At 66.6% G+C, this 15675-nt stretch carries 14 protein-coding genes; 11 read left to right on the top strand and 3 right to left on the bottom strand.

Annotation, left to right across the window (positions count from 1 at the left end):
• Nucleotides 1-108: 108 nt before the first annotated feature.
• The 3 genes from A5727_RS14720 to A5727_RS14710 are packed head-to-tail and all read right to left on the bottom strand — an operon-like array spanning nucleotide 109 to nucleotide 2640.
• Entirely contained in the window at nucleotides 109-1473 is a 1365-nt protein-coding gene (locus A5727_RS14720; protein WP_068250492.1) for a cytochrome P450, read from the bottom strand.
• Nucleotides 1474-1531: 58 nt separating this feature from the next.
• Nucleotides 1532-1723, bottom strand: a complete 192-nt coding sequence (locus A5727_RS14715) for a ferredoxin (protein ID WP_068250490.1) — start codon at nucleotides 1721-1723, stop codon at nucleotides 1532-1534.
• Nucleotides 1724-1779: 56 nt separating this feature from the next.
• On the bottom strand, nucleotides 1780-2640 hold the full coding sequence (locus A5727_RS14710) for a mycofactocin-coupled SDR family oxidoreductase (protein ID WP_068250487.1): 861 nt from the start codon (nucleotides 2638-2640) through the stop codon (nucleotides 1780-1782).
• A gap of 332 nt (nucleotides 2641-2972) precedes the next feature.
• Here A5727_RS14710 and A5727_RS14705 point away from each other — a divergent pair, with 332 nt between their 5' ends.
• From A5727_RS14705 to A5727_RS14655, 11 genes are read left to right on the top strand one after another with little or no spacing between them, the layout of a single operon-like run.
• On the top strand, nucleotides 2973-4490 hold the full coding sequence (locus A5727_RS14705; RefSeq protein ID WP_068250484.1) for an aldehyde dehydrogenase family protein: 1518 nt from the start codon (nucleotides 2973-2975) through the stop codon (nucleotides 4488-4490).
• Entirely contained in the window at nucleotides 4487-5695 is a 1209-nt protein-coding gene (locus A5727_RS14700) for a CaiB/BaiF CoA transferase family protein (RefSeq protein ID WP_068250482.1), read from the top strand. Before A5727_RS14705 ends, A5727_RS14700 begins: the two co-directional genes overlap by 4 nt.
• A 20-nt stretch (nucleotides 5696-5715) precedes the next feature.
• Entirely contained in the window at nucleotides 5716-6054 is a 339-nt protein-coding gene (locus A5727_RS14695) for a hypothetical protein (protein WP_068250479.1), read from the top strand.
• Nucleotides 6044-6853: an MlaE family ABC transporter permease gene (locus tag A5727_RS14690; RefSeq protein ID WP_068250476.1), complete on the top strand. Its 810-nt coding sequence runs from the start codon at nucleotides 6044-6046 to the stop codon at nucleotides 6851-6853. The genes A5727_RS14695 and A5727_RS14690 overlap by 11 nt, the downstream gene beginning before the upstream one ends.
• An 11-nt stretch (nucleotides 6854-6864) precedes the next feature.
• The gene (locus A5727_RS14685) at nucleotides 6865-7722 is read left to right on the top strand and encodes an MlaE family ABC transporter permease (protein WP_068250473.1); all 858 of its coding nucleotides are present in this window, start codon (nucleotides 6865-6867) and stop codon (nucleotides 7720-7722) included.
• A 12-nt stretch (nucleotides 7723-7734) separates the two neighbouring features.
• Nucleotides 7735-9012, top strand: a complete 1278-nt coding sequence (locus A5727_RS14680) for an MCE family protein (RefSeq protein ID WP_068250470.1) — start codon at nucleotides 7735-7737, stop codon at nucleotides 9010-9012.
• The gene (locus A5727_RS14675; RefSeq protein ID WP_068250466.1) at nucleotides 9009-10034 is read left to right on the top strand and encodes an MCE family protein; all 1026 of its coding nucleotides are present in this window, start codon (nucleotides 9009-9011) and stop codon (nucleotides 10032-10034) included. Before A5727_RS14680 ends, A5727_RS14675 begins: the two co-directional genes overlap by 4 nt.
• Nucleotides 10034-11116, top strand: a complete 1083-nt coding sequence (locus tag A5727_RS14670; protein ID WP_068250520.1) for an MCE family protein — start codon at nucleotides 10034-10036, stop codon at nucleotides 11114-11116. Before A5727_RS14675 ends, A5727_RS14670 begins: the two co-directional genes overlap by 1 nt.
• A complete protein-coding gene (locus A5727_RS14665) occupies nucleotides 11116-12564 on the top strand; it encodes an MCE family protein (RefSeq protein WP_068250464.1) in 1449 nt (482 codons plus the stop codon). Before A5727_RS14670 ends, A5727_RS14665 begins: the two co-directional genes overlap by 1 nt.
• The gene (locus A5727_RS14660; protein ID WP_068250462.1) at nucleotides 12561-13895 is read left to right on the top strand and encodes an MCE family protein; all 1335 of its coding nucleotides are present in this window, start codon (nucleotides 12561-12563) and stop codon (nucleotides 13893-13895) included. Before A5727_RS14665 ends, A5727_RS14660 begins: the two co-directional genes overlap by 4 nt.
• Nucleotides 13895-15640 carry an MCE family protein gene (locus tag A5727_RS14655; protein WP_068250460.1) on the top strand — a complete coding sequence of 582 codons (1746 nt, stop codon included), beginning with the start codon at nucleotides 13895-13897 and terminating at the stop codon, nucleotides 15638-15640. The genes A5727_RS14660 and A5727_RS14655 overlap by 1 nt, the downstream gene beginning before the upstream one ends.
• The last annotated feature ends 35 nt before the right edge of the window (nucleotides 15641-15675 follow it).

Genomic DNA, 15675 nt, shown 5'->3' with positions numbered 1-15675 from the left:
CCCCCCCCCCCGGGCCGGCGGGGGGGCGCCGCGGGGCGGCCCTCCACCCCCCCCACCCCTCCCCCGGCGGCCCCCCCCCCCCCCCCCCCCCACTTCTCGTTCTGTGGATCACCAGGTGATGACCGCAGCCTCCTTGCGTTCGGTGATCGGACGGGCCAACTCCTGCTCGACGCAGATCTGCTGCAGACGCTCCAGGGTCTCGTCCAGGCCCGGGCCCAGCTTCTTTCCGGGAGTGAAGGTGGCGGGCAGATGGCGCATGCCCTGGATCACGCCGATGCTGTCGTAGTGCACGGTGCCCTCCGGGTCGCACACGTAGTCCGGCATCCGGTCGAGCACGGCGGTGACCATCGACTTGAACACGGTCCGCGCGACGTTAGACCCGACACAACGGTGCACACCGATCCCGAAGCTGAAGTGCCTGTTCCCCTTACGATCGAGGATCACCTCGTTGGGGTTCTCGAACACCGACGGGTCCCGGTTGGCCATCGCCCAGGACAGCCAGAGCCGTTCGAACTTCTTGAACTGCTGTCCCTCGACCTCGACGTCCTCGGCGAAGGTGCGGCCGTCGCCGGGCGCGGGCGTGAAGAAGCGCAGGAACTCCTCGGTGGCGGGGTTCAGCAGCGTGTCGCGCTCACGGGACAGCCGCTCCCGCTCGTCCGGGTGCTCGCCGAGCCACTCCAGCGCATGAGCCGTCAACGCCGTGGTGGTGTCGAATCCGCCGCCGATGACCAGACCCAGGTTGCCCAGGATCTCCATATCCGGAGCGGGCTCCCCGTCGATCCGCAGCTGCAGCAGCGCATTCACCAGACCGGGCCGCGGCGTCTCGCGGATCTCCATCATGTTGGTGATGAGGTCCAGGCCCATCTCACGGTGCTGCTCGTTGATCTTCTCGCGGTCGGGCGAATGTTCCGGGGTGTACACCGACGCATGCGTGGGCTCGCTGTAGACGTTCCACTTCTTGAGCTCAATGCCCATCATCGCCAGCGTGAGCACCGCGGGCACCACGTTCGCGAGGTGCTCGACGAAGTCGATCCGGCCGGACTCGATGTGCTCATCGAGTGCGGCACGCGTGATCTCGTCGACGAACGGTTCCCAGCGCTTGATCGCCGCGGGGGACAGGTACGGGTTCAGCGCGCCGCGGTAGGTGCTGTGCTCGGGCTCGTCCATCTCGAGGATGCCACCACGAACCACCGTGGCCCGGCTGGCCTTGGGAATCGTGATGCCCTGGAACGGCGTCTCACCGGAGATGTCGTGATGGTTGGACACCGCGGGGCAGCGGGCCAGTTCGAACACATGCCTGCTGTCGGCGGCCACCCAGTGCCCGGCGTAGGTGTCGGTCCACGCGATGGGGCACTGGGACTGCATCTCTTCGGTGATCTTCTCGAACTGCAGCCGGTACTCCGGGGTGTGCCGATCGAAGTGGTAACGGTTCTGCTTGCGGGGGTCGTCGGTCGTGACATCGTCGATGCTCACGGCGTGGTCTCCTTGACTGATCAGTGGATGATCGGACGGCCAGTGCTGTGCCGCAACGTCATTCGATGACGATGGCCTGCTCGGGGCAGGACTGGGCGGCTTCGCGGACGGCGTCCTGCTGGTCGTCCGGAACGATCTCGTTGACGGCCGACGCGTGTCCGTCGACATCGTCGAGCTCGAACGAGTCGGGCGCGATCATTGAGCACAGGGTGTGGCCCTGGCACTTCTCGCGGTCAACCCAGACCTTCATCCCTTGTTCCCTCCGGCGAATGAGTGTGTGCTGCAACGGTTAGAGGCTTACGGCGATCAGACGTGGTAGTCGTACCACTTGAGGTAGCCGCCCGCGTCGACCCGAAGCTGCATGCCGGTCACGAAGCGGGACTCGTCCGAGGCCAGCCACAGCACCGCATTGCTGACGTCGTCGGGCTCGATGTAGTTGACCCTCATGGCCTGCTGCACGCCGAAGACGGGTTCGGCATCGGCGCGGGTCGGATTCTCCAGGTCGGGGCGGAAGGAGCGGTACATCGGTTCGCTCTGCAGCATGTCGGTGTTGCAGTTCGTGGGATGGATGACGTTGGCCCGGATTCCGCGCACCGCCAGCTCGGTGGCCAGGCTGTGCACGTATTCGGCGATCAAACGCTTGGAGACCATGTACCCCATACCGCCTGGATCCCCGCCGGGGTTGGGCTTGGAGTGGGCATCCATCAGCGCCGCCGCCGACGCCGTCGCGATGATCGACGCGCCCTCGGTCAGATGGGGCAGCGCGACCTGGATGGCGTTGATGGTGCCGACGAAGTTGGTGTTGATGCCGTCGGTCCAGGCCTGCATCGCGGGCTGGCCCTTCATGGCGGCGATACCCGCCTGGGCCACCACGATGTCCACCTTGCCGAACTGCGCGAGGCCCGACTCCAGGGCCGTCTTGAGCTGGCCGGCCTCGCGGACGTCGGCCTTGGCCGTCACGATGCCCTGGCCGGTCTTCTCCACCAGCCGTGCGGTCTCCTCGAGATCCTCAGGCGTGGCCAATGAGTAGCCGACCGTGTCGATGTCCTCGCAGAGATCCACCGCGATGATGTCGGCGCCCTCCTCGGCCAGGCGAACCGCATGACTGCGACCCTGGCCGCGTGCGGCTCCGGTGATGAATGCGACCTTGCCTTCAACGCGTCCCACAGGCATTCCTTTCGTCCTGATTGCACCGAGCTCGCGCCGACCTGCGGCGCCTGATCGCGGCGAGTTGTCGGCAGCCGCACCGGGGACTCCGGTGGTCGGCCGTTTCCTCCGTCAAGAATCGCCCTTTCGATTATGAGAACCGTACTCTCACCGCCGCGGGTCCCGCAAGGATACTGCACTATTGGTCTCGAAAATCGCCCGTGGAGAGCCCTCACCTGCGGGCGGTTGACAGCCCTGCTGCCGTCCTGCTTAGTTGCTTGAATTCTCGTTTGACGAATGTAAGATTCGCCGAAGATGAGAATGCAGTTATCGCTGAGCAGGAAGGTCGCTTGATGGGTGCTCCGGAGACGGCGACGATCGAATCCACGGATGGTGCAGAACGCGCCGTGGATCGGCGCATGCTGATCGACGGCGCCCTCGTCGAGGCGGCGCGACGCTTCCCGAGCCTCAACCCCGCGACCGGCGAGCTGTTGGGATATGCGCCGGATGCCGCGGTCTCCGACGCCGAACGTGCAGTCGCCGCGGCACGCCGCGCGTTCGACGAGACCGATTGGTCGACGAATGTTCAGCTGCGGATCCGGTGCCTCGAGCAGCTCCACTCGGCACTGGTCGAACACCGAGATGAGTTGGGGCAGCTGACCACCGACGAGGTGGGGGCAACCCCGGCCCTGCTGGCCGGGGCGCAGTACGACCAGCCCGTCGAGATCGTGCGCTTCTATGCAGATCTGCTCAAGACCGTGGACCTGACCGAGGACCTGGGCAACATCGAGATTCGCGGCGGACTGCATCACCGCTGGGTGGAGAAGGAGGCGGCGGGTGTCGTCGCCGCGATCATCGCCTACAACTACCCCAATCAACTCGCGTTGGCCAAGCTCGCCCCGGCCCTGGCCGCCGGGTGCACGGTGATTCTCAAGGCCGCACCCGACACCCCTCTGGTGACCCTGGCGCTCGGCGAGCTCATTGCCAACCACACCGACATTCCCGCCGGTGTCGTCAACGTCCTGTCCGGTGCCGATCCCGAGGTCGGCGCGGTGCTGACCACCCACGCCGACGTCGACATGGTGACCTTCACGGGCTCGACCCCGACGGGTCGGCGCATCATGGCCGCCGCCAGCGACACCCTCAAGCGCGTGTTCCTGGAACTCGGCGGGAAGTCCGCGGCGATCGTCCTCGACGATGCCGACTTCAAGACCGCGGCGACGTTCTCGGCGTTCTCGATGGTGACCCACGCCGGCCAGGGATGTGCGCTCACGTCTCGGCTGCTGGTTCCCCGTGAGCACCACGACGAGATCGTCGAACTGATCAAGACCAACTTCTCGTTCGTGCGATACGGCGACCCCAACGACCCGAAGACCTACATGGGCCCGCTGATCAGTGAGAAGCAGCGCGACAAGGTCGACGGCATGGTGCAGCGCGCGGTGGCGGCCGGCGCGACGCTGGTCACCGGTGGTGAGAAGAAGGGGCCGGGCTACTTCTACACGCCGACCCTGCTGACCAACGTCGATCCCGACAGTGAGATCGCTCAGGAGGAGGTGTTCGGCCCCGTGCTCGCGGTCATCGCCTACGAGGACGACGACGACGCGGTCCGCATCGCCAACAATTCGATCTACGGCCTGTCCGGTGCCATCTTCGGCGGTCAGGACCGCGCGCTGGCGATGGCCCGTCGCATCCGGACCGGAACGTTCTCCATCAACGGCGGGAACTACTTCAGCCCGGATGCACCGTTCGGCGGTTACAAGCAGTCCGGCATCGGCCGGGAGATGGGTGTTGCCGGACTCGAGGAGTTCCAGGAGCGCAAGACGTTCGCGGTCCCCGTTCCGGAAGTGCACGAAGCCGGCGAGGGCCGATGAGCGCGCCGCTTGAAGGCATCCGCGTGCTCGAAGTCGCGATGTACGGGTTCGTACCCTCGGCCGGCGCGGTGCTGGGTGAGTGGGGCGCGGAGGTCATCAAGGTCGAGCACGCTGTCACCGGCGACCCGCAACGCGGTCTGCGTCAGACCGGACTGCTGCGGGTCGACGGTGATCCGAACCCCAACATCGAGCACGCCAACCGCGGCAAACGCAGCATCGGCCTGGACATGTCGGTGCCCGAGGGCAGGGAGGTGCTGCTGGAACTGGCCAGACGTGCCGACGTGTTCCTCACCAGCTTCCTGCCCGGCCATCGGCAGAAGTTCGGCATCGACGTCGACGACATCCGCGCGGTCAACCCGAACATCATCTACGCGCGCGGCAGCGCACTGGGGCCCCGCGGCGAGGAGTCGGTCAAGGGCGGCTACGACATGACGGCCTTCTGGTGCCGGGCCGGCACGGCCCGCACCATCACGCCTCCCGACACCCCGGGCATGGTCGGACCACCCGGGCCTGCCTACGGCGACACCATCTCCGGCACCAATCTCGCGGGCGGGATCGCCGCGGCTCTGGTCAAGCGCGAGCGCACCGGGGAACCGTCGATCGTGGACGTCTCACTGCTCGGCAGCGGCCTCTGGGCATTGGGGCACACCGTCGCGCTGACGAATCATCTGCAGGAGCGCATGGAGGCCTTCCCTCCCGGCGTGCACGGCTCACCGATCAATCCACTGGTCGGGCTCTACCCGACGGCCGATGACCGATACATCTCGTTTGTGATGATGCAGCCCACCAAGTTCTGGGCCGACGTGTGCAGGCATATGGAGATCGACCAGTACATCGACGATCCCCGGTTCGCGACCGCGGAGGCCATCGCCGAGAACACCGAGGCGGCCACCGAGATCCTCACCGAGGCGATGTCCAAGCGGACGCTGCCGGAATGGAGTGAGCGGTTCGCCACGCTGGCCGGCCCGTGGGCTCCGGTGCAGGACACCCTGCAGGCGGCCAACGACGCACAGATCCGCGCCAACGAGTACCTGGTGCAGGCGGGAGAACTCGAACTGGTGGCAAATCCGGTGCAGTTCGACGTGGCGGCACCGCAGACGGGTCCGGCACCCGGATTCGCCGAGCAGACCGAGGAGATCCTGCTCGAACTGGGTCTGGACTGGGACCGAATCATCGAACTCAAGACGGCCGGCGCCGTCACCTGATCGCCGGAAGCGCAGGGCACATGCCAACCTTCACCGCCAACGACACCCCCACGCCCACGTGGGGGTGTGAGCGGCATCGCAGTCCGTTCCGCAATGGGAGGCGCATCACATCGGTGTGCAAGGTTGGGGAAGTTGGCCAATCCATCACCCGCGGCGCGCTGATCGGTTATGAAGATCACGACTTCGCCGACCGATTCGAGGCCTGCGAACTCGAGGAGGCCGACGTGCGACTGGCGGTGGGGGACGTCCCCGTGTACTCCACGTGCAGTCTGCGCGTCGCGGGCCTCACGCATAACCTCAGCGCACCCAAGCGTGTGCCGGCGCTCACAATCCTGGAGGGACTTGGCTGTGGCGGTTAAAGGTGCCGAGCGGTGGTCGGTGGGCATCCCGAATCTGAAGAACCTCTCGGGCGCGTTCGGCGCGGTGGGCGGCCTGTTCGCGATGGCCGCCGACGCCGCGCGGTTCGTGTTCGTGCGGCCGTTTCAGTGGCGGGAGTTCTTGGAGCAGTCGTGGTTCGTGGCGCGTGTGTCGCTCGCCCCGACGCTGCTCGTCGCGATTCCGTTCACGGTGTTGGTGAGCTTCACCCTCAACATCCTTCTTCGCGAGCTGGGCGCGGCGGACCTGTCGGGGGCGGGTGCGGCGTTCGGCGCCGTCACTCAGCTGGGTCCGATGGTGACGGTGTTGATCGTGGCCGGTGCGGGCGCGACGGCGATGTGCGCGGACCTGGGATCCCGGACGATCCGCGAGGAGATCGACGCGATGGAGGTGCTGGGCATCAACCCGGTCCAGCGCCTGGTCACTCCGCGCATTCTGGCCTCCGGATTGGTTGCGCTGCTGTTGAATTCGCTTGTAGTGATCATCGGCATCCTGGGTGGCTACACGTTCTCGGTCTTCATTCAGGACGTCAACCCGGGCGCGTTCGCGGCAGGCATGACGCTGTTGACCGGAATCCCGGAAGTGGTGATCTCGTGTGTGAAGGCTCTGTTGTTCGGTCTCATCGCGGGACTGGTGGCCTGCTACCGGGGGCTGACGATCACCGGCGGCGGCGCCAAGGCGGTGGGTAACGCGGTCAACGAGACGGTCGTGTACGCGTTCATGGCGCTGTTCGTGATCAACGTGGTGGTCACCGCGATCGGCATCCGGATGACGAGCGGATAGGGCGAGCAACGATGGGTACTTCAGCTGTTCTGCGGTCGCGCTTTCCGCGCCTGGTGTCCCAGGCCAGTCGGCCGGTGGACTTCTTCTCGCGCATCGGTGACCACATCCTTTTCTACGGACGTGCATTGGGCGGCGTGCCGCACGCCGCGGTGCACTTCCGCAAGGAGATCATCCGTCTGATCGCCGAGATCTCGATGGGCGCAGGCACTCTGGCGATGATCGGCGGCACGGTCGTCATCGTCGGGTTCCTGACCCTGGCCACCGGCGGCGTGCTGGCGATCCAGGGCTATTCGAGCCTGGGCAACATCGGCATCGAAGCGTTGACCGGGTTCCTGTCGGCGTTCATCAACGTGCGCATCGCCGCGCCCGTGGTGGCGGGCATCGGTCTGGCCGCGACGTTCGGTGCCGGCGTGACAGCCCAGCTGGGCGCCATGCGGATCAACGAGGAGATCGACGCGCTGGAGTCGATGGGCATCCGGCCGATCGAGTACTTGGTGTCGACCCGGATCGTGGCGGGCATGATCGCCATCACGCCGCTGTACTCGATCGCGGTGATCATGTCGTTTGTGGCTGCACAGTTCACCACGGTCGTGCTGTTGGGGCAGTCCGGCGGCCTCTACGACCACTACTTCTACACCTTCCTCAACCCCATCGATCTGCTGTGGTCGTTCCTGCAGGCGATCTTGATGGCGTTGACGATCCTGTTGATCCACACATACTTCGGATACTTCGCCTCTGGGGGGCCTTCTGGCGTGGGGGCCGCGGTGGGGAACGCGGTTCGCACCTCTCTGGTCGTGGTGGTCTCGGTGACCCTGTTGGTCTCCCTGTCCATCTACGGCGCCAACGGCAACTTCAACCTCAGCGGCTAAGGGAACGGACTATTGACAGACAAATTCGGCCCCGGTCCGGCCTATCGGTCAGAGACCACCAGCCGTGCGAAACCGGTTGCGGCGCGGCCCGGCAGACACTTCGGAGCAGGCGGTTGGGCGCGGCCTCTGGCGGGCCTGCTGACGGTCGTGTCGATCCTGGCTGTGGTCGTGGTGGCGGCGGGACTGTTCCGGGGCAGCTTCACCAAGACAGTTCCAGTGACGCTGATCTCGGATCGTGCCGGGTTGGTGATGAACCCCGACGCCAAGGTCAAGATGCGCGGCGTGCAGGTCGGCAAGGTGGGCGCCATCGAGTCGCTGCCCGATGGCAGGGCCAAGCTCCACCTGGAGATGGATCCCGCTGCGCTGCGCCTGATCCCGGCCAACGTGTCCGCGGACATCGCGTCGACGACGGTGTTCGGAGCCAAGTTCGTCAACCTGGTTCCACCGACCGAACCGTCGGGCAAGCAGATGTACGCCGGTCAGCAGCTCGAGGGTGAGCACGTCACGGTCGAGATCAACACCGTCTTCCAGCAGCTCACCCAAGTGCTGGACAAGATCGATCCCGCCAAGCTCAACGAGACGCTCGGCGCGCTGTCGGCCGCCTTCGGGGGCCGCGGCGAGAAGATGGGGCAGACCCTCAAAGACTTCAACCGGCTGCTGGCCGAGCTGGAGCCCAGCCTGCCGAATCTCGGTCGCATGATGGAGCTTTCGGCACCGGTCTCGCGGGCCTACGGTGACGCCGCACCGGATCTGATGCGGGTTGTGGAGAACACCGACCGGATCAGCGGAAGCATCGTCGACGAACAGGCCAACCTGGACGCGTTCCTGCTCAGTGCCATCGGGTTGGCGGACGTCGGCAACGACGTGGTCGGCGGCAACCGCGAGGCGCTGACCACCACCCTGGACCTGCTGGTGCCCACCACCGACCTGCTCAACGAATACGCCCCGGGCCTGTACTGCTCGCTCAAGGGCATGGAGTACCTGCTGTACCAGCCGGCCATCCTGGAGCCGGGTGTCGTGGTGAACGTCGCCTTCACCCTCGGCATCGAACGGTACCGCTACCCCGGCAACCTGCCGAAGGTCGCGGCCAAGGGTGGGCCGAAGTGCATGGGGCTGCCGTTCATCGGCTTCGGCAACAAGGCCAAGTACCTGGTGACCGACACCAATGCCAACCCGTGGCAGTACGGCAACCAGGGCATCCTGCTCAACTCCGACGGTCTCAAACAGCTGCTGTTCGGGCCGCTGGACGGACCGCCGCGCAACACCGCACAGATCGGACAGCCGGGATGACGCGCACCCGAAGCACGCTCGTCAAGTTCGGGGTGTTCGCCACCGTGATGGTGGTTCTCACCGCGTTCCTGTTCATGGCATTCGGCGAATACCGCAGCGGATCCACTTCGAGCTACTCCGCGGTGTTCAAGGATGCGTCTCGGTTGAAGGCGGGTGACTCGGTGCGCGTCGCCGGCGTCCGGGTGGGAACCGTGGATTCGGTGTCGCTGCAACCGGATCGGACAGTGCTGGTGAAGTTCGACGCCGACCGCGACATCAGGCTGACCACCGGCACAGGAGTCGCGGTGCGCTACCTGAACCTCGTCGGCGACCGGTACCTCGAGCTCATCGACACCCCGGGATCCACGCGCATCCTGCCGGTGGGCTCACAGATCCCCGAGGATCGCACGGCCGCCGCACTTGACCTGGATCTGCTGCTGGGCGGACTGCGACCGGTGATCCAGGGACTGAACCCGCAGGACGTCAACGCACTCACGTCGTCATTGATCCAGGTGCTGCAGGGGCAGGGCGACAGGCTGGACTCGCTGATGAGCCGGACCTCGTCGTTCTCCACCACGCTGGCCGACAACAACGAGGTGGTGCAGCAGTTGATCGACAACCTCAACGCGGTGATGACCACACTGGCCAACGAGGGCGGTCAGTTCGACGCCACCGTCGACCGGTTGGAGCAGCTGATCAGCGGCCTGTCACAGGACCGTGACCCCATCGGGGAGGCCGTCACCGCGCTGGACAACGGCACGGCGTCCATCGCGAGTCTGCTGACCGAGGCTCGGCCGCCGCTCAAGGCGGACATCGAACAGATCAACCGCACGGCAACCCTGATCGACGAGGGCAAGGCCACCCTGGACCGCGGTCTGCAGAAGGCTCCGGACAACTACCGCAAACTGGCCCGACTGGGCTCGTACGGCAGCTGGATCATGTACTACATCTGCGGTCTGTCGATTCGCGTGACCGACCTGCAGGGCCGTACGGCGGTCTTCCCCATGCTCAAACAGGAAAGCGGAAGGTGCGGGGAGCCCTGATGCTGAAATACCGCGAATCAAACCTGATCCGGGCAGGGTTCATCGGCGCCATGCTGATACTCCTGACCATCGCTGTCGGCCTGCAGCCCGAACGGATCACGCAGTGGGCGACCTCGGTGCGCCACCAGGCGCTGTTCACCGAGGCCGGTGGCATCGCCGTGGGCAACGATGTGACGATGTCGGGCATCAAAATCGGTACGGTGACCGATGTTTCGCTGCGAAACGGCGATGCGCTCGTCACCTTCACCACCGAGGGCCGGCACCCCCTCGGGTCGCAGACCACCGCGCACATCCGCACCGGATCCCTGCTCGGTGAGCGTGTGCTGACCCTGGAGTCCGAGGGCAGCGGAACGCTGCGCGCCGCTGACGTCATCCCGACCACCCGCACGTCGTCGCCGTACTCGCTGACCGATGCGGTCAGTGACCTCACCTCCAACTCGCGGGGCACCGACACCGAGTCACTGAACCAGTCGCTGGATACGCTGTCGGCCACCATCGATCAGCTCGCGCCGCGGCTGGGGCCGACCTTCGACGGACTCAGCCGGCTGTCGAAGTCCATCAACAGCCGCAACGAGAACCTGGCGGATCTGCTGCGCAGCGCCAGTGCGGTCACCACCGTGCTGGGGGAGCGCAGCCAGCAGTTGAACACCTTGATCCTCAACGCCAATGACCTGCTCGGTGTGCTCGACAGCCGTCGTCAGGCCATCGTCGACCTGCTGGCCAACACCGCAGCGGTCGCCGAGCAGCTGACCGGCCTGGTGGCCGACAACGAGGCGCAGTTGGCGCCCACGCTGGATCGGCTGAACTCCGTGGCCGAGGTGCTGGAGCGCAACCGCGACAACATCACCAAGATGCTGCCCGACATGAAGAAATTCATGCTGTCCCAGGGCGAGACACTGGCCAACGGTCCGTATTACAACGCCTTCGTGCCCAACCTGCAGCCGGCTCAGCTCATGCAGCCGTTCCTCGACTACGCGTTCGGCTTCCGGCGCGGCGTCAACGCCGGCCAGCCGCCGGACACCGCCGGCCCGCGCGCTGAACTGCCGCTGCCCTACAACGGCATTCCAGGAGGTTCTCGCTGATGAACCGGAGACGGTTGACCGCCGTGGTGGCGGTGACGCTCGCGGCGCTGCTGGTGGTGGGCGGCGCGGTGCTGGCCCCCCGGCATCTGTTCGGCGCCAACACCATCACCGCGCTGTTCCCGACCGCCACCGGCGTGTACCCGGGCGACGAAGTGCGGGTGTCGGGCGTGAAGGTCGGCACCATCCGATCGATCGAACCGCAGGGCACCCACACCAAGGTGGTGCTGGACGTGGACCGCGACGTGCCGGTTCCGGCGGACGCGAAGGCCGTGATCGTCGCGCAGAACCTGGTGGCGGCGCGGTATGTGCAACTGGCGCCCGCGTACCGCGACTCCGGGCCGACCATGCCGGACGGCGCCGAGATTCCGCTCGACCGCACGGCCATCCCCGTCGAGTGGGACGAGGTCAAGACCCAGTTGATGCGTCTGGCAACGGAATTGGGCCCGCAGAGCGGTGTCGACGGCACCTCGGTGTCCCGGTTCATCGAGAGCGCCGCCAACGCGATGGACGGCAACGGAGAGAAGCTGCACGAGACCATCACGCAGCTGGCCGGGGTGTCCCGCATCCTGGCCGAGGGCAGCGGCGACATCGTCGACATCATCAAGAATCTGCAGTTGTTCGTCACCGCGCTGCGCGACAGCAACCAGCAGGTCGTGCAGTTCCAGAACCGGCTCGCGACGCTGACCAGCGTGGTCGACGGAAGTCGATCAGATCTCGATGCGGCGCTGAAGAACCTCTCGGTGGCGGTCGGCGAGGTGCAGCGGTTCGTGGCCGGAACGCGCGACAAGACATCCGAACAGGTGCAGAGGCTGGCGAACGTCACCCAGAATCTGGCGGACAACCAGATGAACCTGAAGAACATCCTGCACATCGCGCCCAACGCGTTCATCAACGGCTACAACATCTACAACCCCGACAGTGGCTCTCCAGTGGGCCAATTCGTGTTGAACAACTTCTCCAACCCGGTTGAGTTCATCTGCGGCGCCATCGGTGCCATCGAGAACACCACCGCCCCGGAGACCGCCAAGCTCTGCGGGCAGTACCTGGGCCCGGCTCTGCGGTTGACGAACTTCAACTACCTGCCGCTGCCGATGTCCCCGTTCCTGATGCCCTCGGCCAGCCCGGAGAACATCGAGTACTCCGAGCCCGGTCTGGCGCCCGGTGGTGGCGGGGGTTCACCCGAGGCGCCGAACATTCCGCCTGCGGTGTCGGCCTATGACGGCGCGGCACCGGGTCCGGCGCCGTTCACTGGTCGCGCGCCCGGGGTGCCGCCGCCGGGCGCGCAGCAGATGCTGCCGGGCGGGGGGTTCTACCCACCCAACACCCCGAACATGGTCAACGACCTGCTCAACCCGGCAGGTGCGCCGCCGGGACCGGCGCCGGAGGGCCCGCTGGCCGCCGAAGCACCGCCGGCACCCGCCCCGGCAGAAGGGATGCCACCAGCATGATCGCCAAATCAGGCCGGCTCGCCCTCGCTGCGGGCGCGTGCGTCGTGATGACCACCGCGGGGTGTTCCTTTCAGGGCGTCAACTCGCTGCCGCTGCCCGGTGCGGTCGGCCGCGGCGGGGAGGCGAACGTCTACCACGCCGAGATCGCCAACGTGGCCACCCTGGAACCGAATTCACCAGTCATGCTCAACGACGTCGTGGTCGGCAGCGTGCGCCGGATGACGGTCCGGGACTGGCATGCCGACGTCGAGTTCTCGGTGCAGCCGGGTGTCGTGGTGCCGGAGAACGCGGTGGCCAGTGTGGGCCAGACCAGCCTGCTGGGGTCCATGCATCTGGCCCTGAACCCTCCGCTGGGTGAACCGGCCAGCGGGCAGCTGCCGCCAGGGACGACCATCCCGCTGAACAGTTCGTCGACCTACCCCTCGACGGAACAGACGCTGTCATCGCTGTCCACCGTGGTCAACGGCGGTGGGCTGGGACAGATGGGCGATGTGATCCACAACTTCAGCGCCGCGTTGAACGGCAATGAACAGGAGATCCGCGAACTGCTCACGCGCCTCGATGATTTCGTCGGTGTGCTGGACACTCAGCGGGACAACATCGTGACCACCATCGAGGGCCTGAACAACTTGGGATCGACCTTCGCCAACCAGCGGGACGTGCTGGCCGAGGCGTTGAAGAAGCTTCCGTCCGCCATGGACGTGCTGATCAAGGAACGCCCCACCTTCACCACCGCGCTGCAGCGGCTCGGCACGTTCTCGGCCACAGCGAATCAGCTCGTCAACGATTCGCAGGAGGACCTGGTGGCCAACCTGCGGAATCTGGAGCCGGCGATGAAGGCGCTGGCCGACGTCGGCCCGGCACTGCCGGCCCTTCTGGAGTACGCGGGCCACTTCCCGTTCACGCAGGCCTTCATGGACCGCGCGATCCGCGGTGACTACTACAACCTGTTCGCGGTCATCGACCTGACCATTCCACGGTTGAAGCGCAGCCTGTTCCTCGGTACCCGGTGGGAGCAGGAGGATGCCCAGTTGGTGCCCGCTCCGGGCGACCCCGCCTACCTGAACTACACCTACGATCCGCTCAAGACCGGCGCCACACCGCCGCCGGGTGCGTTCCCGCCTGAGCCGGAGAAGGCGCCCGAACCGGAGGCGCCGCCCCTGCTTCCCTCGAATGTCGGCCCAGTGCTGCCGGTGGCGCCGCCGGGGCCCATGCCCGGTGCGCCGGTCCAGCTTGAGGCGGCCCCGGTCCAACCCGGGGCCCCCGCACCGATCTTCGCCGGACCGTATGCGCCGCAGACCAATTCGCCTGCCGAGACTGGGGGACGCTGATGCTGACCCGCTTTGTTCGATCCCAGCTGGTCATCTTCACCATCGCGTCGCTGGTGGGCGTGGCGGTGATGCTGTTCGCCTACATGCAGGTGCCCACCCTGTTGGGTCTGGGCCGGATCACGGTCACGATGCAGATGCCGGCGACCGGCGGCCTGTACCAGTTCAGCAACGTCACCTATCGCGGGGTGCAGATCGGCAAGGTGACGGCCGTCGACCTGACCGCCACCGGTGCCGAGGCCACGTTGTCGCTGACGCGCAGTCCCAAGGTGCCCGCCGACCTCAAGGCCGAGGTGCGCAGCATGTCGGCCGTCGGCGAGCAGTACGTCGAACTGCTGCCCCAGACCGACCAGCCGCCCTACCTGGAGAACGGGTCGGTGATCCCGGTGGAGCGCACCACCATCCCACAGGAGGTGGGACCCGTGCTGGATCAGGTCAGCAAGCTGGTGGACACCATTCCCAGCGAGAAGCTGACCCAGCTGCTCAACGAGACGTTCAACGCGTTCAACGGCACCGGATTCGACTTCGGCTCGCTGTTGGACTCGGCCGCGACGATCTCCAAGGACGCGAGCGAGATCAAGGACCAGACCCGGGCGCTGCTCGACGACTCGCAACCGTTCCTGGAAGCCCAGGTCCAGACCACCGATTCGACCCGCGCCTGGGCGGCGAGCCTGGCCGGTATCACCGGCCAGGTGGCGACCAACGACAACGAAGTCCGGACGCTGCTGCGAAGCGGGCCCGGCTTCGCCCAGGAGACCTCGCAGCTGCTGCAGCAGCTCAAGCCCACGCTGCCCGTGCTGCTGGCCAACCTGACCACCATCGGCCAGATCGGCGTGACCTACAACCCGTCCATCGAACAGCTGCTGGTGTTGTTGCCGCCGTACGTGTCGCAGATCCAGACCTATGCCCCGACAACCAGCCCCACCGGTCTGCCCAACGGTGAGTTCTCGCTGGGTTTGGGCGATCCCGCATCCTGCACGGTCGGCTTCCTGCCGCCCTCGGCCTGGCGGTCTCCGTCCGACACGACCGTCGTCGACACGCCGGACAACCTGTACTGCAAACTGCCGCAGGACTCGCCGGTCGCGGTGCGCGGCGCGCGCAACTATCCCTGCATGGGCCAGCCCGGTAAGCGTGCCCCCACCGTCGAGCTGTGTGAGGACCCGCGTGGGTATGTGCCGCTCGCGCAGCGGCAACATGCCTTGGGGCCGTACCCCTTTGACCCCAACCTGGTGTCGCAGGGCGTGCCCATCGACTCACGCGCAGTGGCGGACTCGAACATCTTCGGTCCCATCGAGGGATCTCCGCTGCCGGACGGGCTCAGCGCACCTCCGCCGCCGATCCCGGCGGCCCCTGCGCCGCCGCCGAGCTTCCCGGGCATGGGGCCGGGCCCGCTGCTGCCGGGACAGCCGCTGTACCTCGAGCCGCCCGTGCCGGGTCAGGCGCCGCCGCCGCCGGCCGCACCGGGCGTCAACCCGCCGGATCCGGTCGACGAGCGCCGCAACCAGGTGGTTCCAGTGCCGGGCGTGGGTCCCGTCCCCATGACCGAGTTCGCGCCGCCGGAGGCCGCACCTGCACCGCCGGAGGCCGCACCCGCGGCGCACAGCGGCGCATCCGCGGCGGGGCCGACTGTCGCGGTGGCGAAGTACAACCCGCGCACGGGCGAGTACATGGGCCAGGACGGCAGGCTCTACCAGCAGACTGACCTGGCCAAGCTGCCCAGCTCGTGGCAGGACCTGATGCCCACCTGAATTGAGGGCGCGCCCCGTTGTCGAGCAGACACAAA

It is taken from the genome of Mycobacterium sp. ACS4331, assembly GCF_001667265.1.
In the GTDB taxonomy this organism is placed as follows: domain Bacteria; phylum Actinomycetota; class Actinomycetes; order Mycobacteriales; family Mycobacteriaceae; genus Mycobacterium.
Note: the sequence above shows the minus strand (reverse complement) of the source record. Positions and strands in the feature narration are given on the sequence as shown.

Bases quoted from the DNA above. Each gene is read 5' to 3' on its own strand.
- A5727_RS14715 (WP_068250490.1), bottom strand. From the start codon at position 1,723: ATGAAGGTCTGGGTTGACCGCGAGAAGTGCCAGGGCCACACCCTGTGC.
- A5727_RS14705 (WP_068250484.1), top strand. From the start codon at position 2,973: ATGGGTGCTCCGGAGACGGCGACGATCGAATCCACGGATGGTGCAGAA.
- A5727_RS14700 (WP_068250482.1), top strand. From the start codon at position 4,487: ATGAGCGCGCCGCTTGAAGGCATCCGCGTGCTCGAAGTCGCGATGTAC.
- A5727_RS14695 (WP_068250479.1), top strand. From the start codon at position 5,716: ATGCCAACCTTCACCGCCAACGACACCCCCACGCCCACGTGGGGGTGT.
- A5727_RS14685 (WP_068250473.1), top strand. From the start codon at position 6,865: ATGGGTACTTCAGCTGTTCTGCGGTCGCGCTTTCCGCGCCTGGTGTCC.
- A5727_RS14675 (WP_068250466.1), top strand. From the start codon at position 9,009: ATGACGCGCACCCGAAGCACGCTCGTCAAGTTCGGGGTGTTCGCCACC.
- A5727_RS14670 (WP_068250520.1), top strand. From the start codon at position 10,034: ATGCTGAAATACCGCGAATCAAACCTGATCCGGGCAGGGTTCATCGGC.
- A5727_RS14665 (WP_068250464.1), top strand. From the start codon at position 11,116: ATGAACCGGAGACGGTTGACCGCCGTGGTGGCGGTGACGCTCGCGGCG.
- A5727_RS14660 (WP_068250462.1), top strand. From the start codon at position 12,561: ATGATCGCCAAATCAGGCCGGCTCGCCCTCGCTGCGGGCGCGTGCGTC.
- A5727_RS14655 (WP_068250460.1), top strand. From the start codon at position 13,895: ATGCTGACCCGCTTTGTTCGATCCCAGCTGGTCATCTTCACCATCGCG.